23 protein-coding genes are annotated in these 24,191 nt (G+C 71.7%); 13 read left to right on the top strand and 10 right to left on the bottom strand.

Annotated elements, in window-relative coordinates; translation table 11 throughout:
- Window positions 1-9 precede the first annotated feature (9 nt).
- Complete coding sequence (gene pip, locus M503_RS0106490; protein ID WP_028919900.1) at window positions 10-951, bottom strand: prolyl aminopeptidase; 942 nt, start codon at window positions 949-951, stop codon at window positions 10-12.
- Between the two features lie 143 nt (window positions 952-1,094).
- Window positions 1,095-1,949 (bottom strand): peptide chain release factor N(5)-glutamine methyltransferase, encoded by an 855-nt coding sequence (prmC, locus tag M503_RS0106485; RefSeq protein ID WP_028919899.1) that lies wholly within the window; start codon window positions 1,947-1,949, stop codon window positions 1,095-1,097.
- 181 nt (window positions 1,950-2,130) lie between these two features.
- On the opposite strand from prmC, the gene ahpC reads away from it, so the two are divergent.
- The 4 genes from ahpC to rnk all read left to right on the top strand — a co-directional run bounded on the left by ahpC (window position 2,131) and on the right by rnk (window position 6,141).
- On the top strand, window positions 2,131-2,694 hold the full coding sequence (gene ahpC / locus M503_RS0106480; protein ID WP_024869461.1) for an alkyl hydroperoxide reductase subunit C: 564 nt from the start codon (window positions 2,131-2,133) through the stop codon (window positions 2,692-2,694).
- A 241-nt stretch (window positions 2,695-2,935) separates the two neighbouring features.
- Window positions 2,936-4,534: an alkyl hydroperoxide reductase subunit F gene (ahpF, locus tag M503_RS0106475; protein WP_028919898.1), complete on the top strand. Its 1,599-nt coding sequence runs from the start codon at window positions 2,936-2,938 to the stop codon at window positions 4,532-4,534.
- A 62-nt stretch (window positions 4,535-4,596) separates the two neighbouring features.
- Complete coding sequence (gene oxyR / locus M503_RS15835; protein WP_051414331.1) at window positions 4,597-5,568, top strand: DNA-binding transcriptional regulator OxyR; 972 nt, start codon at window positions 4,597-4,599, stop codon at window positions 5,566-5,568.
- 141 nt (window positions 5,569-5,709) lie between these two features.
- Window positions 5,710-6,141 (top strand): nucleoside diphosphate kinase regulator, encoded by a 432-nt coding sequence (gene rnk / locus M503_RS0106465; protein ID WP_024869464.1) that lies wholly within the window; start codon window positions 5,710-5,712, stop codon window positions 6,139-6,141.
- A 122-nt stretch (window positions 6,142-6,263) separates the two neighbouring features.
- Here rnk and M503_RS0106460 read toward each other — a convergent pair whose 3' ends face one another.
- From M503_RS0106460 to gap, 4 genes are all read right to left on the bottom strand, one after another.
- Window positions 6,264-7,454: a phosphoglycerate kinase gene (locus tag M503_RS0106460; RefSeq protein ID WP_028919897.1), complete on the bottom strand. Its 1,191-nt coding sequence runs from the start codon at window positions 7,452-7,454 to the stop codon at window positions 6,264-6,266.
- 131 nt (window positions 7,455-7,585) lie between these two features.
- Window positions 7,586-8,971 carry a DUF3999 domain-containing protein gene (locus M503_RS0106455; protein ID WP_037060709.1) on the bottom strand — a complete coding sequence of 462 codons (1,386 nt, stop codon included), beginning with the start codon at window positions 8,969-8,971 and terminating at the stop codon, window positions 7,586-7,588.
- The gene (locus M503_RS0106450; RefSeq protein WP_155951985.1) at window positions 8,968-11,733 is read right to left on the bottom strand and encodes a DUF2339 domain-containing protein; all 2,766 of its coding nucleotides are present in this window, start codon (window positions 11,731-11,733) and stop codon (window positions 8,968-8,970) included. The genes M503_RS0106455 and M503_RS0106450 overlap by 4 nt, the downstream gene beginning before the upstream one ends.
- Before the next feature lie 156 nt (window positions 11,734-11,889).
- On the bottom strand, window positions 11,890-12,894 hold the full coding sequence (gene gap, locus M503_RS0106445; protein WP_028919894.1) for a type I glyceraldehyde-3-phosphate dehydrogenase: 1,005 nt from the start codon (window positions 12,892-12,894) through the stop codon (window positions 11,890-11,892).
- A 163-nt stretch (window positions 12,895-13,057) separates the two neighbouring features.
- On the opposite strand from gap, the gene M503_RS0106440 reads away from it, so the two are divergent.
- From M503_RS0106440 to M503_RS0106415, 6 genes are all read left to right on the top strand, one after another.
- Window positions 13,058-13,681 (top strand): OmpW family outer membrane protein, encoded by a 624-nt coding sequence (locus tag M503_RS0106440; RefSeq protein WP_037060705.1) that lies wholly within the window; start codon window positions 13,058-13,060, stop codon window positions 13,679-13,681.
- 67 nt (window positions 13,682-13,748) lie between these two features.
- On the top strand, window positions 13,749-14,591 hold the full coding sequence (locus M503_RS0106435; RefSeq protein ID WP_051414329.1) for a S1/P1 nuclease: 843 nt from the start codon (window positions 13,749-13,751) through the stop codon (window positions 14,589-14,591).
- Between the two features lie 87 nt (window positions 14,592-14,678).
- Entirely contained in the window at window positions 14,679-15,464 is a 786-nt protein-coding gene (gene modA, locus M503_RS0106430) for a molybdate ABC transporter substrate-binding protein (RefSeq protein ID WP_081720957.1), read from the top strand.
- A 9-nt stretch (window positions 15,465-15,473) separates the two neighbouring features.
- The gene (gene modB / locus M503_RS0106425) at window positions 15,474-16,169 is read left to right on the top strand and encodes a molybdate ABC transporter permease subunit (protein ID WP_024869472.1); all 696 of its coding nucleotides are present in this window, start codon (window positions 15,474-15,476) and stop codon (window positions 16,167-16,169) included.
- Between the two features lie 3 nt (window positions 16,170-16,172).
- Window positions 16,173-16,787, top strand: coding sequence for a molybdenum ABC transporter ATP-binding protein (modC, locus tag M503_RS0106420; protein WP_024869473.1), 615 nt, complete (start codon window positions 16,173-16,175; stop codon window positions 16,785-16,787).
- A 56-nt stretch (window positions 16,788-16,843) separates the two neighbouring features.
- A complete protein-coding gene (locus M503_RS0106415; RefSeq protein ID WP_028919890.1) occupies window positions 16,844-17,401 on the top strand; it encodes a flavin reductase family protein in 558 nt (185 codons plus the stop codon).
- Window positions 17,402-17,405: 4 nt separating this feature from the next.
- Here the strand turns inward: M503_RS0106415 and M503_RS15830 are convergent, their stop codons facing one another.
- From M503_RS15830 to M503_RS0106400, 3 genes are read right to left on the bottom strand one after another with little or no spacing between them, the layout of a single operon-like run.
- Window positions 17,406-17,825 carry an energy transducer TonB gene (locus M503_RS15830; RefSeq protein ID WP_051414328.1) on the bottom strand — a complete coding sequence of 140 codons (420 nt, stop codon included), beginning with the start codon at window positions 17,823-17,825 and terminating at the stop codon, window positions 17,406-17,408.
- A 30-nt stretch (window positions 17,826-17,855) separates the two neighbouring features.
- Window positions 17,856-19,457, bottom strand: a complete 1,602-nt coding sequence (locus tag M503_RS16795) for a TonB family protein (protein ID WP_051414326.1) — start codon at window positions 19,455-19,457, stop codon at window positions 17,856-17,858.
- A complete protein-coding gene (locus M503_RS0106400; RefSeq protein WP_037060700.1) occupies window positions 19,447-19,839 on the bottom strand; it encodes a BlaI/MecI/CopY family transcriptional regulator in 393 nt (130 codons plus the stop codon). Before M503_RS0106400 ends, M503_RS16795 begins: the two co-directional genes overlap by 11 nt.
- 159 nt (window positions 19,840-19,998) lie before the next feature.
- On the opposite strand from M503_RS0106400, the gene M503_RS0106395 reads away from it, so the two are divergent.
- The 3 genes from M503_RS0106395 to M503_RS0106385 all read left to right on the top strand — a co-directional run bounded on the left by M503_RS0106395 (window position 19,999) and on the right by M503_RS0106385 (window position 22,095).
- Window positions 19,999-20,307 carry a BolA family protein gene (locus M503_RS0106395; protein ID WP_028919888.1) on the top strand — a complete coding sequence of 103 codons (309 nt, stop codon included), beginning with the start codon at window positions 19,999-20,001 and terminating at the stop codon, window positions 20,305-20,307.
- Between the two features lie 122 nt (window positions 20,308-20,429).
- Window positions 20,430-21,395, top strand: a complete 966-nt coding sequence (locus M503_RS0106390) for a L,D-transpeptidase family protein (protein WP_028919887.1) — start codon at window positions 20,430-20,432, stop codon at window positions 21,393-21,395.
- A gap of 28 nt (window positions 21,396-21,423) precedes the next feature.
- Window positions 21,424-22,095: a M23 family metallopeptidase gene (locus M503_RS0106385; protein ID WP_028919886.1), complete on the top strand. Its 672-nt coding sequence runs from the start codon at window positions 21,424-21,426 to the stop codon at window positions 22,093-22,095.
- Window positions 22,096-22,170: 75 nt separating this feature from the next.
- Here the strand turns inward: M503_RS0106385 and tkt are convergent, their stop codons facing one another.
- Window positions 22,171-24,168, bottom strand: coding sequence for a transketolase (gene tkt, locus M503_RS0106380; RefSeq protein WP_028919885.1), 1,998 nt, complete (start codon window positions 24,166-24,168; stop codon window positions 22,171-22,173).
- Window positions 24,169-24,191 lie beyond the last annotated feature (23 nt).

Here is a 24,191-nt window from a genome sequence, read left to right as displayed (position 1 = left end):
GAGCGTCCGTCAGGCGAACGCGTCGGTCGCGCGCACCAGCGCGTCGACGTTCTCCGGCTCGAACGCCGAATGGCCCGAGGCGGGGCTGATTTCCAGCTTCGACTTCGGCCAGGCCTTGTGCAGTTCCCAGGCGTTCTGCAGCGGGCAGACCACGTCGTAGCGGCCGTGCACGATCACGCCGGGGATGTCGGCGATGCGGTGCGCGTCGCGCAGCAGCTGGTCCTCGACCTCGAAGAAGCCGCCGTTGACGAAGTAGTGGTTCTCGATGCGGGCGAAGGCCAGGGCGAACTGCGGGTCCTGGTGGCTGCTGACGAAGTCCTCGTCCACGTGCAGGAAGCTGGTCGCGCCTTCCCACACGCTCCACGCCCTGGCCGCGGCCAGGCGGGTGGCCTCGTCCTCGCTGGTCAGGCGGCGGTGGAAGGCGGAGATCAGGTCATGGCGCTCCACCGGCGGGATCGCGCTGATGTAGTGCTCCCACGCGTCCGGGAACAGGCGGTTGGCGCCTTCCTGGTAGAACCACTCCAGTTCCCAGCGGCGCAGCATGAAGATGCCGCGCAGGACCAGCTCGGTGACGCGCTGCGGATGGGTTTCGGCGTAGGCCAGCGCCAGGGTCGAGCCCCAGCTGCCGCCGAACACCTGCCAGCGCTCGATGCCCAGCAGCTCGCGCAGCTTCTCGATGTCGGCGACCAGGTCCCAGGTGGTGTTGTCGACCAGGTCCGCGTGCGGGGTCGAACGGCCGGCGCCGCGCTGGTCGAACAGCACGATGCGGTACTTCGCCGGGTCGTGGAAGCGGCGCATCTTCGGGCTGCAGCCGCCGCCGGGACCGCCGTGCAGCAGCACCACCGGCTTGCCGTCGGGATTGCCGCACTGTTCGTAGTACAGCTCGTGGCGGCCATCGACCTTGAGGGTGCCGGACTGGAACGGTTCGATCTCGGGATAGAGGGTGCGCATGCACGGATCCTGCGGCGGAAAGCCCGCATTGTATCGGCCGCGCGCGGATGGGTTGCGGTGCGGTGCGGTGCGGCGATCGCGCGCTGCGCGCGGCTGCCGGATGAGGCGACGGCGCCGGCCGGCACCGGTCGCCTGCGGCTCCGTCAGCCGGGCAGCCGCCCCAGGGTGACGCGGTCGCGCTGCTCCAGGTCGCGCGCCGTCTCCACGTCCACGAATCCGGCCTGCTCCAGCAGCGCGCGCACCGCCGCGCCCTGGTCCAGGCCGTGCTCGAGCAGCAGCCAGCCGCCGGGGACCAGGTGCCGCGGCGCCGCCGCCACGATCGTGCGGATCGCGTCCAGGCCATCGGCGCCGGAGGACAGCGCGCGCGGCGGCTCGTGGCGGAGGTCGCCCTGGGCCAGGTGGGCATCGCCCTCGGCGATGTAGGGCGGGTTGCTGGCGATCAGGTCGAAGCGGTCGCGGCCCAGCGCCTCCTCCCAGTCGCCGCGGCGGAACCAGACGTTGTCCAGCGCGTGGGCGCGGGCGTTGCGCACGGCCACAGCCAGGGTCGCCTTGTCGATGTCGGTGGCGACCACGACCGCGGCCGGGCGCTCGCTGGCCAGGGCCAGGGCGATCGCACCGCTGCCGGTGCCCAGGTCGGCGATCCGCGCCGGCTGCCCGGGCCCGATCCGGGCCAGGGCCAGCTCCACCAGCAGCTCGGTCTCCGGCCGCGGGATCAGGGTGTCCGGGGTGACCTCCAGGTCCAGGGTCCAGAAGCCGCGGCGGCCGGTCAGGTACGCCACCGGCTCGCCGGCGGTCCGGCGCTCGACCAGGGCACGGTAACGGGCGGCCTCGTCCGCCGGCACCGGGTCGCTGGCGTGGGCGAACAGCCAGGCCCGGTCCACGCCCAGGGCATGGACCAGCAGCGGCTCGGCGTCCTCGCGGCCGATGCGGGCGGAGGCCTCGCGCAGAAGGGCATCCACGCGGACGGGGGCGGTCGGGTTCGGGGGGGGGGATTCCATGCCGGGACGATGGACGAGCGCGGCCGGGAAGCCAAGCTTTCGCGGCGCACCAAAGGCGGCTTATAGGCTGACGATAGACAAAATCTATCTATCTAATCCTTTTAATCGATTTGCTATACCTATCGAACCGGCCTAGGATGGCGATCACCAAGTTTCACCCACCCCTCAGAGGAACCATCGAATGTCCCTGATCAATACGACGGTCAAGCCGTTCAAGGCCACCGCCTTCCAGAATGGCGAGTTCATCGAAGTCACCGACGCCAGCCTGAAGGGCAAGTGGTCGGTCGTGATCTTCATGCCGGCCGCCTTCACCTTCAACTGCCCGACCGAGGTCGAGGACGCCGCCAACAACTACGCCGAGTTCCAGAAGGCCGGTGCCGAGGTCTATGTCGTGACCACCGACACCCACTTCTCGCACAAGGTGTGGCACGAGACCTCCCCGGCGGTGGGCAAGGCCCAGTTCCCGCTGGTCGGCGACCCGACCCACCAGCTGACCCGCGCCTTCGGCGTGCACATCGAGGAAGAAGGCCTGGCCCTGCGCGGCACCTTCATCATCAACCCGGAAGGCGTCATCAAGACCCTGGAAATCCACGACAACGCGATCGCCCGCGACGTCTCGGAGACCCTGCGCAAGCTGAAGGCCGCCCAGTTCGTCGCCGCCAACCCGGGCCAGGTCTGCCCGGCCAAGTGGAAGGAAGGCGCCAAGACCATCGCTCCGTCGCTGGACCTGGTCGGCAAGATCTAAGCGGTACCCGCCGCTCCCGCCTGGCGGGAGCGGCATCCCCTCCTTCGTCAGCACATCGACGAGGGAGTGGACCGGAGCCCTCGCTCCCACGCAGCCACCGCTGCCGCGCGGCGCGCCACGCAGGCCGGCGTGGGTTCCGGTCCACTTCCCCGCATTCCCGGTGGCCTGCAACGCAGGTCCGCCCCGCGGAGCGCTTGCCCGGCGCCCGCCCTGCCCCCCTTTTCTCCTTCGGAGTCGATCGATGTTGGATGAAGCCCTCAAGACCCAGCTGCAGGCCTACCTGGAGCGCCTGACCCGTCCGGTCCACCTGGTCGCCTCGCTCGACGACAGCGACGCCTCGGCCGAGATGCTGGAGCTGCTGAACGACATCGAAGGCCTGTCGCCGCAGGTGAGCCTGGAGGTGCGCCGCCACGACGCCGAGCGCAAGCCGTCCTTCGCCATCACCAGCCCGGGGCAGGACATCAGCCTGCGCTTCGCCGGCCTGCCGATGGGCCACGAGTTCACCTCGCTGGTGCTGGCCCTGCTGCAGGTGGGCGGGCATCCGTCCAAGGCCGCGGCCGACGTCATCGAGCAGGTGAAGTCGCTGGAAGGCGAGTTCCGCTTCGAGACCTATTTCTCGCTGTCCTGCCAGAACTGCCCGGACGTGGTCCAGGCGCTCAACCTGATGGCGGTGCTGAACCCGGGCATCAAGCACGTGGCCATCGACGGCGCCCTGTTCCAGGACGAGGTCGACTCCCGCCAGGTGATGTCGGTGCCGGCGGTGTTCCTCAACGGCGAGCTGTTCGCCTACGGCCGCATGGGCCTGGAGGAGATCGTCGCCAGGCTCGACACCGGCGCCGAAGCGCGCGAGGCGGCGAAGATCGCGAAGAAGGACGCGTTCGACGTGCTGGTCGTCGGCGGCGGCCCGGCCGGTGCCGCGGCGGCGATCTACGCCGCGCGCAAGGGCATCCGCACCGGCGTGGCGGCCGAGCGCTTCGGCGGCCAGGTGCTGGACACCATGGCGATCGAGAACTTCATCTCCGTCCAGCACACCGAGGGTCCGAAGCTGGCCGCGGCGCTGGAGCAGCACGTGCGCGAGTACGACGTGGACGTGATGAACCTGCAGCGTGCCGAGGCCCTGGTCCCGGCCGGCGCCGACGGGCTGGTCGAGGTCAAGCTGGCCAATGGCGCCTCGCTGAAGTCCAAGACCGTGATCCTGTCCACCGGCGCGCGCTGGCGGCAGATGAACGTGCCCGGCGAGAACGAGTACCGCAACAAGGGCGTGGCCTACTGCCCGCACTGCGACGGCCCGCTGTTCAAGGGCAAGCGGGTGGCGGTGATCGGCGGCGGCAATTCCGGCGTCGAGGCGGCGATCGACCTGGCCGGCATCGTTTCCCACGTCACCCTGGTCGAGTTCGACGGCAAGCTGCGCGCCGACGAGGTCCTGCAGCGCAAGCTGCGCAGCCTGCCGAACGTCACCATCATCACCAGCGCGCAGACCACCGAAGTGCTGGGCGACGGGCAGAAGGTCGTCGGCCTGGTCTTCAAGGACCGCGTCGGCGGCGACAGCCACCGCATCGACCTGGAAGGCGTGTTCGTGCAGATCGGCCTGCTGCCCAACACCGAATGGCTCAAGGGCACGGTGGAACTGAGCCCGCGCGGCGAGATCGTCGTCGACGAGCGCGGCCAGACCTCGGTGCCGGGTGTGTTCGCCGCGGGCGACTGCACCACCGTGCCGTACAAGCAGATCGTCATCGCCATGGGCGAAGGCGCCAAGGCCTCGCTGGCCGCGTTCGACCACCTGATCCGCACTTCGGCGCCGAAGGAAACGGCGCCGGCCGAGGTCGAAACCGCGGTCTGACGCACTGCGGCGGGCCCCTCGCCCGCCCGGTGCTACAGTCCGGAAACCGGAGGGATGCTGCAATGAACCTGCGCGACCTCAAATACCTGGTGGCCCTGGCCGATCACAAGCACTTCGGCCGGGCCGCCGCGGCCTGCTACGTCAGCCAGCCCACCCTCTCCACCCAGATCCGCAAGCTGGAAGACGAGCTGGGCGTGCCGCTGGTCGAGCGCGCCCCGCGCAAGGTGATGCTCACTCCCGCCGGCCGCGAGGCCGCCGAGCGTGCGCGCCGGATCGTGGCCGAGGTCGAGCAGATGAAGGAGGCCGCGCGGCGCAGCCGGGACCCGGAAGCCGGCGCGGTGCGCCTGGGCATCTTCCCGACGCTGGCGCCGTACCTGCTGCCACACGTGGTGCCACGCGTGCGTGCACGCTTCCCGCACCTGGAGCTGCTGCTGGTCGAGGAGAAGAGCGACGAGCTGCTCACGCGCCTGCGCGAGGGCAAGCTGGACGCGGCGATCCTCGCCCTGCCGGTGCACGACGAACAGCTGCACACCGAGTTCCTGTTCGAGGAACCGTTCGTGCTGGCGGTGCCGGAAACCCACCCGCTGTCGAAGCGCAAGACCCTGACCCTCGACGAGCTGGGCGAACAGCGCCTGCTGCTGCTCGAGGACGGCCACTGCCTGCGCGAACAGGCGCTGGACGTGTGCCGCCTGTCCGGCGCGCTGGAGAAGACCGAGTTCCGCGCCACCAGCCTGGAGACGCTGCGGCAGATGGTCGCCGCCAACGTCGGCGTGACCCTGCTGCCGACCCTGGCGGTGAAGCCGCCGGTGGCGCGTTCGGACAACATCCACCTGCTGGGCTTCTCCGACTCCCACCCCAGCCGCAGCATCGCCATGGCCTGGCGCCGCAGCTCGGCGATGGCCGGCTTCCTGGAGCGGCTGGCGCAGGTGTTCCGCGACCTCCCGCCCGGCCTGCTGTCGCCGGTGGAGGAAGAGCCGGCCAGGCCGCGCGGCACGGTCCCGGCGGCGCCCCCGCCGCGCAGCGACTGGGCCTGAACGCGGGCCTGCCGCGCGGTTGAATCCGCGCCGCTTCCGGGCTAGCTTAGCCCTACAACCAGATGACCCCGGGCGGTGCGGAAACGCGCCGCCCTTTCTTCATACGTGCGCGCCTGCCGCGCATTGCAACGAGGAGTATCCATGACCAACGTCCCCGCCAGCGGCCTGCCGCCTTCCCTGATCATTTCCAGCCGCGACCTGGCGCGGCTCGAGGCCCTGCTCGATTCCCCGGTGCTGAGCCGCCATCCGGCCGCGATCGCGCTGATGGACGAGCTCAACCGCGCGGAAGTGCTGCCGCCGGAACAGATCCCCGCCGACGTGGTCACCATGCATTCGCAGGTCGAATGCGAGGACATGGCCAGCGGCGAGACCCACATGCTGACCCTGGTGTACCCGAACGAGGCCGACGTCGAACGCGGCCGGGTGTCGGTGCTGGCGCCGGTCGGCAGCGCCCTGCTCGGCCTGTCGGTCGGGCAGCAGATCGACTGGGACGCACCGGGCGGCCGCCGCCTGAAGCTGCGCGTCAAGTCGGTGCGTTACCAGCCCGAGGCGGCCGGCGACTTCCACCGCTGAGCCGCGGTCGCCCGCCGCCGGCGCGCGTCGCCCAGCGCGGCGGGCCTCCCGCCCCGGGGCATGGCCCCGCTTCCATTGCCTGCTGACGACCGGACCCGGCTTGCGGGCCCGGTCGCGTCGTCTTACGCGCCGCGCGCGTCCAGCGCCGCCACCGCCGGCAGGGTCTTGCCTTCGAGGAACTCGAGGAAGGCGCCGCCGCCGGTGGAGATGTAGCTGACGTCGCCGGCGATGCCGTACTTGTCGACCGCGGCCAGGGTGTCGCCGCCGCCGGCGATGGAGAACGCCTTCGACTCCGCGATCGCGCGGGCCAGCGTCTCGGTGCCCTTGCCGAAGGCGTCGAACTCGAACACGCCGACCGGGCCGTTCCAGACGACGGTGCCGGCGGCCTTGATCAGTCCGGCGTACTGCGCGGCGGTCTGCGGGCCGATGTCCAGGATCATGTCGTCGGCGCCCACCTGGTCCACCGGCTTGACCGTGGCCGGCGCGTCGGCGGCGAACGCCGGCGCCACCACCACGTCGACCGGCAGCGGGATCTGCGCGCCGCGCGCCTTCGCCTCGGCGTCGATCTTCTTCGCGGTTTCGATCAGGTCGGCTTCGTACAGCGACTTGCCGACCGGGTAGCCGGCCGCGGCGATGAAGGTGTTGGCGATGCCGCCGCCGACGATCAGCTGGTCGACCTTGCCGACCAGGTTGCTGAGCAGTTCCAGCTTGGTCGAGACCTTGCTGCCGGCGACGATCGCCAGCAGCGGGCGCGCCGGGTTGGCCAGCGCCTTGTCCAGCGCGTCCAGCTCGGCCATCAGCAGCGGGCCGCCGGCGGCGACCGGGGCGAAGCGGATCACGCCGTGGGTCGAGGCCTGGGCGCGGTGCGCGGTGCCGAAGGCGTCCATCACGAACACGTCGCACAGCGCGGCGTACTTCTTCGCCAGCGCCTCGTCGTCCTTGCCCTCGCCGACGTTCATGCGGCAGTTCTCGAGCAGGACGATCTGGCCCGGCTTGATCTCGACGCCGTCGACCCAGTCCTTCACCAGCGGCACCTCGACGCCCAGCAGCTCGGACAGGCGCGCGGCCACCGGCGCCAGCGAATCGGCCTCGCTCCACTGGCCCTCCTTCGGGCGACCCAGGTGCGAGGTGACCATCACCGCGGCGCCCTTCTCCAGGGCCAGCTTCAGGGTCGGCACCGAGGCGGTGATGCGCTGCTCGGAAGTGATGCGGCCCGGCTGTCCGTCAACGTGTTCGATCGGCACGTTGAGGTCCTGCCGGATCAGCACGCGCTTGCCGGCAAGGTCGAGGTCGGTCATCCGCAGGATCGTCATCGTTCGGTCTCGCTAGGTGGGGTGTGTTCGTGGTGGCGGCGGGCCGTTGCGATGTTCGGCCGCGATCGGCGGCGGCAGGCGCGCCGGGGAGCGGCATTGTCCCGCCCCCGCGCCGCGCTGCGCAAACCGGCTCAGCTTTGGGCGGGCGGACGCCGCAGCAGGCTCAGGCCCAGCGCGGCCACCAGCACCGCGCCGGCGACCAGCAGGCCCCACAGCAGCAGCGACTTCCAGTCGACCTGCTGCTGCGGGCGCAGCGCGCGCTCGCCGGCCAGTTCCTCCGGGGCCTCGGCGAGGTAGGCCGGCGCTGGCTGCCAGCCAGCGCCGCGCTGTTTGCGCAGCGCCTCGAGCAGGCCGGGGATCGGCGCCTCGGTGCGGCGTGCGTTCGCGCTGCCGGCGGCCAGCGCGAACGGCGGCTCGCCCTGCGCCAGGAACACCAGGACCTCGGGCCGGTAGCCCAGGCGCAGCACCGGTTCGGCGTCGCCGACCGGCGTGCCCGGCGTCAGCCGCCAGTGGCGGTCGCGCACCGTCCGCGGCAGCGGCTTCGGTTCGGACTGGCTGGCACCTTCGGCGCCGCCGACCTGGAAGGCCATCCACGGTCCGGCGCGCCACAGCCACGAGCCGTCGCCGCGCTCGCGGCTGTACAGGCTCCACTGCTCGGCGTTGTTGCCGGGCAGGTGCACGTCGGCGCGCTCCATCGGGAAGCGTCCCGGCAGGACGAAGTCGAAATGCTCCTGGCCACCCTCGCTGCGCCGTTCGCCGCGGATCTCCAGCCATTCCCAACGGGTGTCCGGCGGCGGCGGCGAGAGTTCGGCGACCACGCCGGTCAGCACCGGCACCGGGCCCGGCCCGACCGGCAGCAGGCGCAGATAGCGCGCCTGCCGGTCCAGGGTGATGCGGCCCTGGCGCAGGCGTTCGCCGCCGCGTTCCAGGTCCAGCAGGGTGGTGCCGCCATTGAGCGTGCGCCACTGGCCCAGGTCGTCGCTGCCTTCGACGCGGTAGCGCGCCTGCAGCGACTGCTGCGGCTGCTCCCATTCCAGCAGCAGCGCGCGCACCGGTTCGCGCAGGCGGCTCGCATCGACCAGCCATTGCCCGGGCGCATGCGCTTCGCCGTCGCGCGGGACCACGCCGGCCTCGATGCGGACGATGCCGCCCTCGCCATCGCGCTCGGCCACCAGGCGCAGGTCGCCACCGCCGACGGCGGGGTCCTGCGCCGGCAGCGGGAACCACGGCAGGGCCAGCGTGCGCGGCGCCCGTGCCAGCGGCTGCTCCGGCGACAGCAGTGCGGCCGGCAGCGGCCGGCCGGCCGCGTTGAACACCTCAACGTCCCCCAGCGCCGGATCGATCGCACTGCGGTAGACCGCCTCGTCGAGCACCACGCGGTAGGCGCCGCTTTCCTCCTGGCCCAGCGCCAGCGGCCATTGCCTGGCGTACTGCCCGCGCTCGCCGGCGGTGGCAAGCAGCGGCAGCAGCGCGACCAGCGCGAATGCGCTCCGTGCGATGGCCCTGGTTGCGGTCATGCGTTCGCTTCTCCCTCTGCCGCCTGTGCGGCGCGCGGCGGTGCCGGCGCCAGGTAGCCGACGATAGTGCACAGCACGCCGTAGGCGATGAACGAGACGATGCCCAGCATCCCACCCAGGTGCTGGCGGTCGACCAGCAGCAGCTTGGCCAGGACCACGCCCATCAGCAGCGCGCCGGCCAGCCACAGGCCGCGCCGCCCGCGGCGCGAGCCGACGATCCAGCCGATCACGCCGAGCACGCTCCAGACCACGGTGAGGCTGGTCTGGGCCAGGCTGGTCGACAGCAGGCCCTCGACCCAGGGATGGCCGCCCCAGTGGTGCACCGTGCGCAGCGTGCTGGCGCTGGCCAGCAGGAAGCCGCCCACGGCGAGGATCCCGCTGCACCAGCGCGTCAGGCCGGCCGGCGCGTGTCCCGACCACAGCCAGGCGCCCACCAGCCCCAGCGCGACCAGCTGCGCCAGCTCGGCAGGATTGAGCAGCGGCAGCCACGGCAGCGGCGCGGACGGCATCGGCAAGGCCAGCGCCTGCAGCCAGCCCACCGTGACCACGGCGACGGCCGCGCCGACCAGCACCGTGCGGAGGCCGTCGCTGGCCTCCGCCTCGCGCGGGAACGCCAGCCACGCCCAGCGCCACAGCGACAGGGCGAGCAGCGCCAGCCACGGCAGCGCACACATCGCCTGCACCCAGCCCTGCGCCAGGCCGGCGTCGACCGCGACGCTGTCCAGCCACAGCGACAGCGCCAGCGGCCACAGCATCCACCAGGCGAAACGGGCGACATCGGCCGCGCCCGCCTCTCCGCGCAGGCACCACAGCCCGCGCAGCGCCAGTACCGTGGCCGCCAGCCACGTCGCCGCGCCCCAGCTGCCGCCGAACGGGTGTACGTGGTCGGTGTCCTGCCACAGCGCCAGCAGCGGCATCGCCACGAACGCGGCCGCGACCGTCCAGGCCAGCAGCCGCGCCGGGCGCAGCCGCCAGGCTTCCGCCGCCAGCCAGGCGGTCAGGCCGGCGAAGGCGAACAGCGCGTCACCGCGGCTGTCGGAAGCCACGAAACGGTCGATCTCGTGCACGCCATTGCCGCACCACCAGGCCAGGCCCCACAGGTAGAACAGCCGCGCGTACCCGGCCTCGCCCGCCGCGCGCATCGCATGGGCGCTGGCGAAGCCGGCCAGGGCGACCAGCAGCGCGCCCATCGCGGTGGGATTGGCCAGGAAACGCAGGTCTTCGCCACCATGGTCGGCGACGCCGATCGCCAGCGCGCCGGCGGCCAGCAACTGCAGCGCCGCGCCGGAGAACTGCGGCAGCGCGCGGCCCTGGCGCAGGCCCAGCCACACCAGTCCGGCGCCTTCCAGCGCGAACACGCTGGCGGTGGCGCGCGCCGACAGCGCCAGCGGCACTGCCAGGGTGGCGAAGCCCACCGCGAGGATCGCGTGCGACTGGCCCAGCACTGCGTAGCCGCCACGCCGCAGCAGCGTCCACGCCAGGCCGGCGTAGAGCAGGCCCAGGCCGAGCGCGCACAGCGCCAGCGGCATGCGGCTGCCGTCCGGGTGGATGCTGTCCAGCAGCCCGGCCTGCATGGCGAAGGCCACCAGCGGCGTGCCGAACACCAGGCAGCCATCGAGCAGGTCGCGGCGGCCCTCCGGCTGGCGCCGCGCGAACAGCACCGGCACCGCCAGGTAGAACAGGAAGAACAGCACCAGGAACGGCTGGGTGCTGGCGTACAGCTCCGGGTGGTAGCGGTCCGTCGCCCACACCCCGCCGATGCCGAAGGTGAAGGCGAAGCCGAGCAGGTTGAGGATGCGCCACGAGCGGAACCAGGCGATCGCCACGATCGCCGCGTTGAGCAGCGCGTAGTAGGAGAACAGCGCGACATGGCTGCCGCCGCCGGTGGACAGCCACACCGGCGCGAGGAAGCCGGCCAGCAAAGCGAACACCGCCAGCGCCCTGGCGTCCTGCAGCACCGCCAGCAGGCCCATGCCGGCCACCAGCAGCACGCTCAGCGCGAACGCGGCGCCCGCGGGCATCAGGTCGTACAGCCGCGCGGCCGCGTACACGGTCAGCAGCAGCACGCCGATGGCGCCGCCCTGCAGGCTCAGCGCGAACACGCGGTTGCTTTCGCGCCGCTTCCAGGCGAAGCCCAGCGCCGCCAGCGCGGCGGCAGCCACGCCGGCCAGGCGCAGCTCCAGCGGCAGGGTGAACAGGCCGCGCTCGCTTGCGTACTTCAGCAGCGCGGCCACGCCGGCCAGCAGCACCAGCATGCCGATCTTCACCGGCACGTTGCCGACGGTGAACCAGCGCCGCACCGCGCGCAGGACCGGGTTCTCCACGGGCGCCGGCGGCACGGCGCGCGGCGTGGCCGGGCGCGGTGGCGCCGTCGGCGGCAAGGGCGGCGGTGCGGGCGAGGCGAGCGGTGGCTCCGCAGCCGGTTCGACGGCAGGCGCCGCGGCGGCAGGCCCGGTGGGCGGCGCAGCCGGCGCGGCGGCCGGGGCAGCCGGCTCTCCACCGGCTTGGCGCCGCATCAGTTCGGCCAGCGTTGGCGCCTCGCCGGACGCCGTGGGCGTCGTCGACGCCGGCGGAGCCGTCGCACGCGCCGCCGCTGCCGCGGCGTCGCCAGCCCGCGCGGCACCGGCGCCGCGCAGCGCGGCCAGCTCGCGCTCCAGCACGGCCACCCGCGCCTTCAGCGAGGACTGCGAGACCAGCACGACCACCAGCAGCACGGGCACGGCAAGCAACGCCAGGCCCAGCAGCACCAGGAACCCCACCAGTCCGTCCATCCGTCCCCCGTCGGTATCGGCGATCGCGTGGCGCCGGCAGCGTCGGCGATGCGCGACGGTAACGCAAGCCGGCACGGATCCCGTAAGCGGACCGTTAAAGGGAAAGGGCGCCCGAAGGCGCCCTTTCCGATGCAACCATCGCCAGGCTTACTTGCCGGCGACGACGCGGACCATCTCCAGGCACTTGTTGGAATAGCCCCACTCGTTGTCGTACCAGGCCACCAGCTTGACGAAGGTCGGGTCGAGCTGGATGCCGGCGTCGGCGTCGAAGATCGAGGTGCGGGTGTCGCCGCGGAAGTCGGTGGCGACGACCTTGTCCTCGGTGTAGCCGAGGATGCCCTTCAGCGCGCCTTCGCTCTGCGCCTTGATCTCGGCCTTGATCTCCTCGTAGGTCGCCGGCTTCTCGAGTTCGGCGGTCAGGTCGACCACCGACACGTCCGAGGTCGGGACGCGGAACGACATGCCGGTCAGCTTCTTGTTCAGCGAGGGGATCACCACGCCCACGGCCTTCGCCGCGCCGGTGGAGGACGGGATGATGTTCTCGAGGATGCCGCGGCCTCCGCGCCAGTCCTTGTTGGACGGGCCGTCGACGGTCTTCTGGGTCGCGGTGGCGGCGTGCACGGTGGTCATCAGGCCGCGCTTGATGCCCCACTTGTCGTGGATGACCTTGGCCAGCGGGGCCAGGCAGTTGGTGGTGCACGAAGCGTTGGAGATGATCGCCTGGCCGGCATAGGTGTCGTGGTTGACGCCGTAGACGAACATCGGCGTGTCGTCCTTCGACGGGGCCGACAGGATCACCTTCTTCGCGCCGGCGTCCAGGTGCTTCTGCGCGCTGGTCTTGTCGAGGAACAGGCCGGTGGACTCGATGACCACGTCGGCGCCGACTTCGTCCCACTTCAGGTTCGCCGGGTCGCGCTCCTGGGTCAGGCGGATCTTCTTCCCGTTCACGACCAGGGCGTTGCCTTCGACCTTGACGTCGCCCTTGAAGCGGCCGTGCACCGAGTCGTACTGCAGCATGTAGGCCAGGTAGTCCGGTTCGAGCAGGTCGTTGATCGCGACGATCTCGATGTTGTCGCCGAAATTCTGCACAGCCGAACGCAGGACGTTGCGGCCGATGCGGCCGAACCCGTTGATGCCAACCTTGATCGCCATTGCGCGTGACTCCTGGCGGCCGCGCCGCTGCGCGGCCAGTGGTGGAAAGGGAGGGCCATTCTAGCAGCCGGGCCCGCCGGAGGCGTCCGCCTTGACTGTGATCAAGGCGGGGCGGCGGGCAGGGGCGGAGACTGGCCGCAACCCCAAGCAGAGAGCACTGCACATGACGAACAAGCTGGTCCCCGCCCTCCTGGCAGCCGCCCTGGCCGCCGCCGCGCTGCCCGCCGCCGCCCAGTCGGCCGGCGACTGGACCGTCGCCATCGGCGTCCACCAGGTGGACCCGAAGTCGAACAACGGCAAGCTGGCCAATGGCACCCTGCCGCTGGCGATCGACAGCGACGCCAAGCCGAGCATCGCCTTCGAATACTTCCTCAAGGACAACCTGGGCCTGGAGGTGCTGGGCGCGCTGCCGTTCAAGCACGACATCGCGGTCAAGGGCGTGGGCAAGGTGGGCGACACCAAGCACCTGCCGCCGACCTTCACCCTGCAGTACCACTTCAACAGCAAGGGCAAGGTTTCGCCGCTGCTGGGCGTGGGCCTGAACTACACCACCTTCTTCAGCGAGAACACCACCGGCGTGCTGAAGGACGCCAAGCTGAAGCTGGGTGACTCGTGGGGCCTGTCGGCGCATGCCGGCCTGGACTTCAAGGTCAGCGACAAGTCGTCGATCCGCGTCGACGTGCGCTGGGCCGACATCGACACCAGGGTCAAGGTCGACGGCGCCAAGCTCGGCACCGCCAACATCGACCCGCTGGTGTACGGCGCGGCCTACGTCGTGAAGTTCTGATGCTGTTTTCCCTGGAAATCTGACCCGGGCACGGGAGCGGCGGCGTCGAACCGGTTAAAGTGCCGGCATGACTGCAACCGCTCCCGTTTCCTTTCCGCTTCCCCGCAGGCGCCGCGGCCTCGCCCTGCTGTGCCTGCCGCTCGCCTTCGCCATCGCCCTGCCCGCGCAGGCGTGGGGCCCGCTCGGCCACCGCCTGGTCGCGCGCCTGGCCGAACCCGGACTCGATCCCCAGGCACGCGCCGAAGTCGAACGGCTGCTGCAGGGCGAAGCCGATCCGACCCTCGCCGGCATCGCCAACTGGGCCGACAACCTGCGTGGCTCCGATCCGGAACTGGGCAAGCGCTCCGCGCGCTGGCACTACGTCAACATCGCCGATCCCGACTGCCACTACGACGCCGCGCGCGACTGCCCGGGCGGCAACTGCGCGGTGGAGGCGCTCGGGAAGCACACCGCGATCCTCGCCGACCGCACGCAGGGCGACGCCGCGCGCCGCCAGGCGCTGAAGTTCGTCGTCCACCTGGTCGGCGACCTGCACCAGCCCCTGCACGCCGGCCGCGGCGAGGACCGCGGCGGCAACGACTACCAGGTCAACTGGCGCGGCAAGGGCAGCAACATGCATTCGCTGTGGGACAGCGGCATGCTCAACAGCCGGCGCATGGACGAGGAGCGCTGGCTGGAGCGCCTGCAGGCGCTGCCGGCCGTGGCGGCATCGCCGCTGCCGGAGGGCGCGCCGCGGCTGTGGGCCGAGCAGTCCTGCCGCATCGCCGCCGCGCCCGGTTTCTATCCGCCCGGCCACGCGATCGGCGAGGCCTACGTGGAGCAGCACCTGCCGACCGCCGAGAAGCAGTTGCGCCTGGGCGGCGAGCGCCTGGCGGCGACCCTCAACGCCGTGCTCGGCGGCACCGACTGACCGCCGGCGCCGGCAGGTGCACCGCCAGCCCGGAGCGGGCAGCATGTACCTGTCCCGGCCCCGCGGGACCGACCGACGGAGAACGCCATGCCAATCCTGGCCTCCCTGATCCGACTGCCGATGCTGCTGCTTGCCGTGGCGATGACGGCCGCGCCCGTGGCCGGGCATGCCGCCGGCAAGGACCAGGTGACGGTGTTCGCCGCCGCCAGCCTCAAGGAATCGCTCGACGAGGCGGCGGCTGCCTACGGCAAGGCCACCGGCACGCCGGTGCGCGTGTCCTACGCGGCCAGTTCGGCGCTGGCGCGGCAGATCGAACAGGGCGCGCCGGCGCAGGTGTTCGTATCGGCGGACCTGGAATGGATGGACTACCTGCAGCAGCGCGGCCGCATCGACGTGGCCAGCCGCCGCGAGCTGCTCGGCAACCAGCTGGTGCTGGTGGCCCCTGTGGCAAGCACCACGAAGATCGACCTCGCGCTGCCCGGTTCGATCGCCGCCGCGCTCGGCGACCGCCGCCTGGCCGTCGGCCAGGTCGCGACCGTGCCCGCCGGCCGCTACGCGCGCGCTGCGCTGGAATCGCTGGGCCAGTGGGATGCGCTGAAGCCGCGCCTGGCCGAAGCGGAAAGCGTGCGCGCCGCGCTGATGCTGGTGGCCCGTGGCGAGGCGCCGCTGGGCATCGTCTACGCCTCCGACGCGAAGGCCGAGCCGCGCGTCCGCGTGCTCGCCACCTTCCCCGCCTCCGGCCATCCGCCGATCGCGTACCCGGTGGCGGCGCTGCGCGGTTCGCCGGCAGCCGCGCGCGGCTTCGTGGTCTGGCTGTCCTCGCCGGAGGCGCGCGCGATCTTCGTGGGCCGCGGCTTCGAAGTACGCGACTGAGGTAGCTGCTTGGCCGCCTGGTTCACGCCCGAGGAACTGACCGCCATCGCCCTGAGCCTGAAGGTGGCCATGGTCGCCGCCGTGGGCAGCCTGCCGGTCGGCGTGGCCGTGGCCTGGCTGCTGGCGCGCCGGCGCTTCCCGGGCAAGGCCCTGCTCGACGCGCTGGTGCATCTGCCGCTGGTGTTGCCGCCGGTGGTGATGGGTTATGCGCTGCTGGTGATGCTGGGCACGGAAGGCCCGATCGGACGCTGGCTGCACGACGCGCTCGGCATCACCCTCGCCTTCCGTTGGACCGGCGCGGCGCTGGCTTGCGCGGTGATGGGCTTCCCACTGATGGTGCGCGCGATCCGGCTGTCGATCGAAAACGTCGACCGGCGCCTCGAGCAGGCGGCGGCGACGCTGGGCGCGGCGCCGTGGCGGGTGTTCCTCACCGTGACCCTGCCGCTGGCCTGGCCGGGCCTGGTCGCCGGCGCGGCCTTGGCCTTCGCCAAGGCGCTGGGCGAGTTCGGCGCCACCATCACCTTCGTCTCGGCGATCCCCGGCGAGACCCAGACCCTGTCCTCGGCGATCTACGGCCTGATGCAGGTGCCCGGCGGCGAGGCCGGGATCTGGCGGCTGGCGCTGGTGTCGCTGGCGATCTCGCTGGGCGCGCTGCTGCTGTCCGAATGGCTGGTGCGCCGGCCGCGCCGCGCGGAGGAGGACTGAGCCGTGCTCGACGTCGACCTGCAGCTGCGCCGCGGCGCCTTCCGCCGCCACGTGCGGATCGGGGAGGAGGCGCGCGTGGTCGCGCTCGCCGGCCCCTCGGGCGCCGGCAAGACCACCGTGCTCAACGCGATCGCCGGACTGGTGCGCCCGGAGTCCGGGCATATCCGCATCGACGACCGCGTGCTCTACGACAGCGCGCGCGGGATCGACGTGCCGACCCATCGCCGCCGCATCGGCTACGTGTTCCAGGACGCACGCCTGTTCCCGCACCTGGACGTGCGCCGCAACCTGCTTTACGGACGCCACGGCGGCGCCGGCGCGCGCTTCGGCTTCGACACCGTGGTCGGCCTGCTCGGCATCGACCACCTGCTCGGCCGGCGCACGGCCAACCTCTCCGGCGGCGAGGCGCAGCGCGTGGCGATCGGCCGCGCCCTGCTCTCGCAGCCGGCGATCCTGCTGTTCGACGAACCGCTCAGCGCGCTGGACCAGGCGCGACGCGAGGAGCTGATCCCGTACCTGCAGCGCGTGCGCGACGAGGTGCGGCTGCCGATGCTCTACGTCAGCCACCACCCCGACGAGGTGCGGCGCCTGGCCGACGCGGTGCACGTGCTGGATTGACGGGTCCTTGCCGCAGGTGCGCGCAGGCTGGCGCCAGGCGCGTACCGGAACCGGCCATGGCCTTGCCCCGCAGGACCGCATTCCCCGTCGAACAGATCCGGCGCTTCCTGGAGCCGGGGCCGCTGGTGCTCATCAGCACCGCATGGAAGGACCGGCGCGCGATCATGACCTGCGGCTGGCACATGATGCTCGGCTACGACCTCGTCGGAACGTACATCTGGAACGCCAACACCAGCCACGCGCTGGCGCGACGCAGCCGCCAGTGCGTGATCAACCTGCCCACCGGGCCGCTGCTGGACACGGTGGTACGGATCGGCAACTGCAGCAGCGCCGAGGTGGACAAGTTCGGGCGCTTCGGCCTGACCGCGCTGCCGGCGCGCGAGGTCGACGCGCCGATGATCGGCGAGTGCCATGCGAGCTTCGAATGCCGGCTGCACGAAACCCGGATCACCGCCGACTACCCGCTGTTCGTGTGGCGCGTGGTCCGTGCACACGCGGCGACGCGGCCGCGCTGGCCGCGCACCCTCCACTACCGCGGCGAGGCCCGCTTCATGGTGTCCGGACGCGAGCTGTCGCGGCGGCGGCTGTTCCGCCCGGACATGCTCGGGCAGTGAGCACTCAGCGCGCGCGGTTGCGCGTCGCCACGACCTGGGCGCGGCCTTCGCGCACCTCGAAGGTGAACGCCCAGCCCAAGGTCACCGCCACCGGCCTGGCCTCGGCGACCGCGCCGGCGCAGCCGACGCCGTTCCAGTCGCGGTCGCGCGTGGTCGCATCGGGATAGACGCACAGCACCGCCGGATCGAAGCGCCAGGACGACACCGCCTCCACCACCGCCGCACCCAGCTGCGGCTGCGCTTCCGGCGGGGCGCAGCCCGGATCCTGCAGCAGCTTCGCCTGGCGCACGTGGCCTTCCGGATCGACCACGAAACCGGCGCAAAGCGTGGTCGGCGGCAGCTCGCGCTGGGCCAGCTCCGGCGGAAATGCAGGCGCTGGATTCTCGCGCGGCGCGGGAAACACGAAGGCCTGGTTGGACGCCATTCAGCGCGGACCGGCATCCGCACGCCGCCATCAGCTGCCATTCGCATCCTGCCCCCCCGGCGGATCCGGTTCGAAACTGATCGGCACGCGCACCTGCCCGGCGACCGGCCTGCCGTCCTTCATCTCCGGCCTGAATTTCCATTGCCGCGCCGCTTCCACCGCGACCGCCTCGAACACGCCCGGCGGCGTCGCCTCCTCGACCTGCACGTCGGCGACGCTGCCGTCGGCAGCGACGCTCACCAGCAGCATGAGCTTGCCGCCGATCCGTTGGCGCGCCGCCTCCGCCGGGTAGCTCGGCGGCGGCCAGTGCGGCGACTCGGCTGCCGCGACCACGGTGGCGGTGCTGGCGAGCAGCTCGCGCAGGCGCGCTTCGGTCGCCTCGCGCGAGCCCTCCAGCGGCAGCACCAGCAACTGCGAGCGGTACAGCAGCCCGTCGCCCGCGCCCTGTTCGATCACCGCCGGTTCGCCATGGCGGACGACCAGCACCGGCTCGGCCACCACCTCGCCGGGTTCGCCGCGCTCGATCCGCATCCTCACCACCGCGGTGCCCTCCTGCTTACCCGGGGCGACGGTGAGCGTGCTCTTCCAGCGCTGCACGCCGTCGCCGACCGTCGACGCCGCCGGCTCGCCGGGCCTCACCCACTGGCTGAGCACGCCGTCGCCGGCGATGCCCCCGTAATGGATCTGGCGGGCCACCAGGTAGAGCGTTTCGGCGGAGGTTGACGCGGCCACGGCGGGCGCGGCGGCCGGCTGCGCCGCCCAGGCCACGTAGCCGGTGCCGGTGCTGAGCGCGGCGGCGAACAGCGTGGCGAAGGTCCAGTGCACTGCAGTGGGGGTCGGTCGCTTGAGCATGTCGATGCGCTCCCGGATCGGATGGCGGGCCTGCCAGTGGCAACCCAGCGGCAGGGGCGAAGGATCGAACTGGGTCTTGAGCAGGGCCTCGCCGTAATGGCGGCGTGCACGCGGATGGCGCGCGATCACCCGCTCGTCGCAGGCCAGTTCCTGGTCCAGGCGGAAGCGGCGAAGGGCCAGCCACAGCAGCGGGTTGAACCAGAACAGGCAGCCGAGCAGCGCGGCCAGGGCGTTGGCGACCAGGTCGCCGCGGCGGATGTGCGAGCGCTCGTGCGCGATCACCAGCGCGCGCTCCGGTTCGCTGTAGCGCTGCTCGAAATCGGCCGGCAGCAATATCCGCGGCCGCAGCACGCCGGTAACCGCCGGCAGGCCCGCCGTGGCGTCGGCCTGGTACAGCCCGTCGTCGCGTCTGCGAAGCTGGCCCAGGCTGCGGCGGAAGCGATGCTGCTGCCAGCCGGCCAGGGCTATGGACGCCAGCACCCCGGCCACCCACAGCGACGGCAGCAGTTCGCGCCAGTTCCAGCCCGCCTGCATCCCGCCGGCCGGGGTCACCGCCACCGCCGGCGCCATCTGCCAGGCCACCGGCAGCGCCAGCGGAAGCTCCTCGCTGCGCGGCAGCAGCACCGCCAGCAGCGCCACCGGCACGCACAGCCACAGCGCATAGGCCGCGCTGGCGCCGAGCATGGTCCGCACCGGCCGGCGCAGCAGGAGCACCAGCAGCACCGCGGCGCTGGAGGCCAGGGTCGTTTCGAACAGCAATGCGCCCGCTTCAGCGTTCATCGTCGCCCTCCCCTTGGTCGAGTTCGGAAACCAGCCGCTTCAGCTCGGCGATGTCGGCCGGCGACAGCTTCCCGCGTTCGCTGAAGTGCGCCACCAGCGGCGCCACGCGCCCGCCGAAGAGGCGCGCCAGCAGGCCTTCGCTCTGCTGCTGCACCCAGGCTTCGCGCTGCAGGACGGGCGAATACAGGTAGCGGCGTCCGTCGCGCGCCGCGCTGATCGCGCCCTTGTTGAGCAGGCGGTTGAGCAGGGTCTTGATCGTGCCCTCCGCCCATCCGGTATCGCCGGCCAGCGCCGCGACCACCTCTTCGGCCGAGCGCGGGCTGGAGCGCCACAGCGCCTCCATGACCACGGCCTCGGCGTCGCTGATCGGAACAGTGTCCATCGCAGCCTCCGTTTACACCCGTAAACGGAACTGATTACAGATGTAAACCAGTGCCGTGTCAACACCCCCCTCGGGCCGGTGCGGAAAGCGAGGCGCGGGATTGATCCTGGGCGGCTGTGCCACCATGTCGGGTCATGAACTGACGCCACGAGTACCCCGGTGACCCGCAAAGTCGACCAGATCCGCCAAGCCCTTGCCGCGCTGCAGCCACGGCACCTGGAAGTGCTGGACGAGAGCCACATGCACAGCCGTGGGCTGGAGACCCACTACAAGGCGGTCATCGTCAGCCTCGCCTTCGAGGGCAAGCGCGCGATCCAGCGCCACCAGGCGGTGTACGCGGCGATGGGCGACCTGATGCGGCAGATCCACGGCCTCGCCCTGCACACCTACACCCCGGCCGAATGGGACGACGGCGCCGCGGTGCCGGACTCGCCGCGCTGCCGCGGCGGCAGCAAGCACGACCTCTGAGCCGGCAGGCTCCCGCCGCCACGACGCGGCTCCCACCTGGCTGAACGACGCCGGCACGCCTTCACGGGCCGCGCGCACGCGCATCCGCAGCTTGATGGGCAACCCCAGGGAACGGACCTGCCATGCCCCGCTCGCGCCTCTGCTGCCTTGCCCTCGCCGTGTTGCTCGCCTCGCCCGCGGTCGCACTCGCGGAAGATGCCCCGACGCTGGCCGCCGCCACCGAAGACCGCGCCAACCGCGAAGGCGACGCCGCCCTGCTGCGCCTGCAGGTGCTGCTGGACCGCGCCCGCTTCTCACCCGGCGAGATCGATGGCCTGGCCGGTTCCAACCAGGCGCGTGCATTGCGTGGCTACCAGGAGGCGCATGGACTGGCGGTCACCGGCGACCCGGACGAGGCGACGTGGGAAACGCTCGAGCGCGACGCATCCCCGGTACTGGCCGACTACACGCTCACCGCGGCGGACATCGACGGGCCTTATGCCGAGCTTCCCGAGGACGCGATGGACAAGGCGAAGCTCGACGCCCTCGGCTACACCTCGCTGGCCGAGGCGCTCGGCGAGCGCTTCCACGCCAGTCCGGCGCTGCTGCGCCGCCTCAACCCCGGGCTCGGGACGGCGCGCGCGGGCGAGACGATCAAGGTCCCGGCCGTCGCCACGCAGGCCGGACTGCCAGGCAAACCCGCGCGCGTCGTCGTCGACCGCAGCGAATCGGTGCTGCGCGTGGTGGATGCCGGCGACCGCACGCTTGCACAGTTTCCCGCGTCCACCGGCAGCGAGCACGACCCGCTGCCGATCGGCGACTGGAAGATCGTCGCCGTGGTCGAGGACCCGACCTTCCACTACAACCCGGACCTGTTCTGGGACGCAGACCCTTCGCACAGCAAGGCGAAGCTCGCGCCCGGGCCGAACAACCCGGTGGGCACGGTGTGGATCGACCTGTCCAAGCCGCACTACGGCATCCACGGCACGCCGGAACCCGCTACGGTAGGCAAGCAGCAGTCGCATGGCTGCATCCGCCTGACCAACTGGGATGCGAAGGCGCTGGCGGCGCTGGTCGATGCCAGCGTGCCGGTGACGCTGCAGGAATGAACCGGGACCTCCACCACGGAGACCGCCGATGAGAACGATGCTCGCACTGCTGGCCGGAGCCTTGCTGGTGGCACTGGTCCTGTTCGTACTGGTGCGCCTGGATGGCGCCAGCGGCACGCTGGTCGAGGTCAATCCGACCCGGGCCCCTGCACCGATGGCGGACGTCGCCAGCGCGCCGTCGCCCATGCCCACCTACCCGCCGCAACCGGCCACGCCGCCGGTGACGCTTTCGCCGCGGCCCGTGACGCGACCTTCGTCCCCGCCGCTGCTGGTACCCGTGCAGGGCATCGACGCGGCCGCGCTGCAGGACACCTTCGCCGATGCGCGCAACGCCGGTCGCCGGCATGACGCGATCGACATCATGGCCCCGGCCGGCACGCCGGTGCTGGCGGTGGCCGATGGCACGGTCGAGAAGCTGTTCGACAGCAAACAGGGCGGACTGACCCTGTACCAGTTCGAGCCAAGCGGGCGCCTGGCGTACTACTACGCGCACCTGCAGCGCTATGCCGACGGCATCGTCGAAGGCCAGGCGATCCGCCGCGGCCAGGTGATCGGCTACGTCGGATCCACGGGCAACGCCTCGCCCGATGCGCCGCACCTGCATTTCGCCATCTTCGTGCTCGGCCCGGAACGGCGCTGGTGGGAGGGCACGGCGGTGAATCCGTATCCGGTGCTGCGCGGCGAGACGCCCCTGCCCTGAGCGCTGCGCGCGAAGGCGCATAAAGAAAGGGGACGCCTGCGCGTCCCCTTTCCTGTTGCAGCCATGGCGGTCGTGTCAGAGCGACCTGGCCGCCTCGACCACGGCCTCGGCGGTGATGCCGAAGTACTTGAACAGCTCGCCGGCCGGGGCGGACGCGCCGAAGCGGTCCAGGCCCACCACCGCGCCGTCCAGGCCCACGTACTTGCGCCAGTAAGCGGTCACGCCGGCCTCGACCGCCACGCGCCTGCGCACGGCCTTCGGCAGCACCGACTCGCGGTAGGCCGCGTCCTGGCGGTCGAACACCTCGGCCGACGGCATCGACACCACGCGAGTCTTCAGGCCTGCCGCGTCCAGCGCCTTCTTCGCTTCCACCGCCAGGCCCACTTCCGAACCGGTGCCGATCAGGATCACGTCCGGATTGCCGCCCTCGGCGTCGGCCAGCACGTAGCCGCCACGCTCGATCAGCTTCACCTGGGCTTCGTCGCGCGGCTGGTGCGGCAGGTTCTGGCGGCTGAAGACCAGCACGCTCGGGCCGTCCTGGCGCAGGATCGCGGCCTTCCACGCCGCCGCCGACTCGACCGCGTCGCACGGACGCCACACGTCGTTGTTGGGGATGTAGCGCAGCGAGGCCAGGTGCTCGACCGGCTGGTGGGTCGGGCCGTCCTCGCCCAGGCCGATCGAGTCATGGGTGTAAACGTGGATCACGTGCGCCGGGATCAGGGCGCTCATGCGCAGCGCGTTGCGCGCGTAGTCGCTGAACACCAGGAAGGTGGCGTCGAACGGCAGGAAACCGCCGTGCAGGGCGATGCCGTTGGCGATCGCGCTCATGCCGAATTCGCGCACGCCGTAGTGCACGTAGTTGGCGTTCGGATCGACCTCGGTCACCGACTTGCTGGCCTTCCACTGGGTCAGGTTGGACGGGGCCAGGTCGGCCGAGCCGCCGACCAGTTCCGGCAGCAGCGGGGCGAAGGCGCCGATCGCGTTCTGCGACGCCTTGCGCGAGGCGATGGTCGGGCCTTCGGCCTGCACCGCGGCGATGTAGCCGTCGGCCTGGGCGGCGAAGTCCTCCGGCAGCTTGCCCTGCATGCGCCGGGCGAACTCGGCGGCCGCTTCCGGGTACTGCGCGGCGTAGCGCTCGAACAGCGCCTGCCACTGCGCCTGGCGCTGCGCGCCGTCGCCGCGGCGCCAGCCGGCGTAGATCTCTTCCGGCACCTCGAACGGCGCGTACGGCCAGTCCAGCGCCTTGCGCGCGCCTTCGATCTCGTCCTTGCCCAGCGGCGCGCCGTGCGACTCTTCCTTGCCGGCCTTGTGCGGGGCGCCGAAGCCGATCACGGTCTTGCAGCAGATCAGGCTGGGCTTGCCGGTCTCCGCGATCGCGGCCTCGATCGCCGCCTTGATCGCCGCCGGGTCGTGGCCGTCGACGCCGCGCACCACGTGCCAGCCGTAGGCCTCGAAGCGCGCCGGGGTGTCGTCGGTGAACCAGTCGTGGACTTCGCCGTCGATGGAGATGCCGTTGTCGTCCCAGAACGCGGTCAGCTTGCCCAGGCCCCAGGTGCCGGCCAGCGAGGCAGCCTCGTGGGAGACGCCTTCCATCATGCAGCCGTCGCCCATGAACACCCAGGTGCGGTGGTCGACCAGGTCCAGCCCGGGCTTGTTGTAGCGCTGCGCCAGCAGCTTCTCGGCGAGGGCGAAGCCCACCGCGTTGGCGAAGCCCTGGCCCAACGGACCGGTGGTGGTCTCGACGCCGGGGGTCTCGTGGCGTTCGGGATGGCCGGCGGTCCTGCTGTGCAGCTGGCGGAAGCGCTTGAGTTCGTCCAGCGGCAGGTCGTAGCCGCTCAGGTGCAGCAGCGCGTAGTGCAGCATCGAGCCGTGGCCGTTGGACAGCACGAAGCGGTCGCGGTCGGCCCAGTGCGGATCGGCCGGGTTGTGCCGCAGGTAGTCGTTCCACAGCACTTCGGCGATGTCGGCCATGCCCATGGGCATGCCCGGATGGCCGGACTTGGCGGCCTCCACCGCGTCGGCGGCGAGGAAACGGATGGCGTTGGCGAGCTGTCGGCGGGTCGGCGTCGTCATGTCGGGGGCTGGAAGGGTCGGAG

The sequence above is a fragment of the Pseudoxanthomonas suwonensis J47 genome (genome assembly GCF_000513955.1).
Taxonomy (GTDB): Bacteria; Pseudomonadota; Gammaproteobacteria; order Xanthomonadales; family Xanthomonadaceae; genus Pseudoxanthomonas; species Pseudoxanthomonas suwonensis_C.
This window is presented reverse-complemented; position numbering and strand designations above follow the sequence as displayed.

Coding starts and splice junctions, on each gene's coding strand:
- oxyR (WP_051414331.1), top strand. CDS start 4,597: ATGAACCTGCGCGACCTCAAATACCTGGTGGCCCTGGCCGATCACAAG.
- modA (WP_081720957.1), top strand. CDS start 14,679: ATGCCAATCCTGGCCTCCCTGATCCGACTGCCGATGCTGCTGCTTGCC.
- tkt (WP_028919885.1), bottom strand. CDS start 24,168: ATGACGACGCCGACCCGCCGACAGCTCGCCAACGCCATCCGTTTCCTC.
- M503_RS0106400 (WP_037060700.1), bottom strand. CDS start 19,839: ATGGACACTGTTCCGATCAGCGACGCCGAGGCCGTGGTCATGGAGGCG.
- M503_RS0106390 (WP_028919887.1), top strand. CDS start 20,430: ATGCCCCGCTCGCGCCTCTGCTGCCTTGCCCTCGCCGTGTTGCTCGCC.
- M503_RS0106415 (WP_028919890.1), top strand. CDS start 16,844: ATGGCCTTGCCCCGCAGGACCGCATTCCCCGTCGAACAGATCCGGCGC.
- ahpF (WP_028919898.1), top strand. CDS start 2,936: ATGTTGGATGAAGCCCTCAAGACCCAGCTGCAGGCCTACCTGGAGCGC.
- ahpC (WP_024869461.1), top strand. CDS start 2,131: ATGTCCCTGATCAATACGACGGTCAAGCCGTTCAAGGCCACCGCCTTC.
- M503_RS16795 (WP_051414326.1), bottom strand. CDS start 19,457: ATGAACGCTGAAGCGGGCGCATTGCTGTTCGAAACGACCCTGGCCTCC.
- pip (WP_028919900.1), bottom strand. CDS start 951: ATGCGCACCCTCTATCCCGAGATCGAACCGTTCCAGTCCGGCACCCTC.
- M503_RS0106455 (WP_037060709.1), bottom strand. CDS start 8,971: ATGACCGCAACCAGGGCCATCGCACGGAGCGCATTCGCGCTGGTCGCG.
- M503_RS0106435 (WP_051414329.1), top strand. CDS start 13,749: ATGACTGCAACCGCTCCCGTTTCCTTTCCGCTTCCCCGCAGGCGCCGC.
- M503_RS0106460 (WP_028919897.1), bottom strand. CDS start 7,454: ATGACGATCCTGCGGATGACCGACCTCGACCTTGCCGGCAAGCGCGTG.
- rnk (WP_024869464.1), top strand. CDS start 5,710: ATGACCAACGTCCCCGCCAGCGGCCTGCCGCCTTCCCTGATCATTTCC.
- M503_RS15830 (WP_051414328.1), bottom strand. CDS start 17,825: ATGGCGTCCAACCAGGCCTTCGTGTTTCCCGCGCCGCGCGAGAATCCA.
- prmC (WP_028919899.1), bottom strand. CDS start 1,949: ATGGAATCCCCCCCCCCGAACCCGACCGCCCCCGTCCGCGTGGATGCC.
- M503_RS0106440 (WP_037060705.1), top strand. CDS start 13,058: ATGACGAACAAGCTGGTCCCCGCCCTCCTGGCAGCCGCCCTGGCCGCC.
- gap (WP_028919894.1), bottom strand. CDS start 12,894: ATGGCGATCAAGGTTGGCATCAACGGGTTCGGCCGCATCGGCCGCAAC.
- M503_RS0106385 (WP_028919886.1), top strand. CDS start 21,424: ATGAGAACGATGCTCGCACTGCTGGCCGGAGCCTTGCTGGTGGCACTG.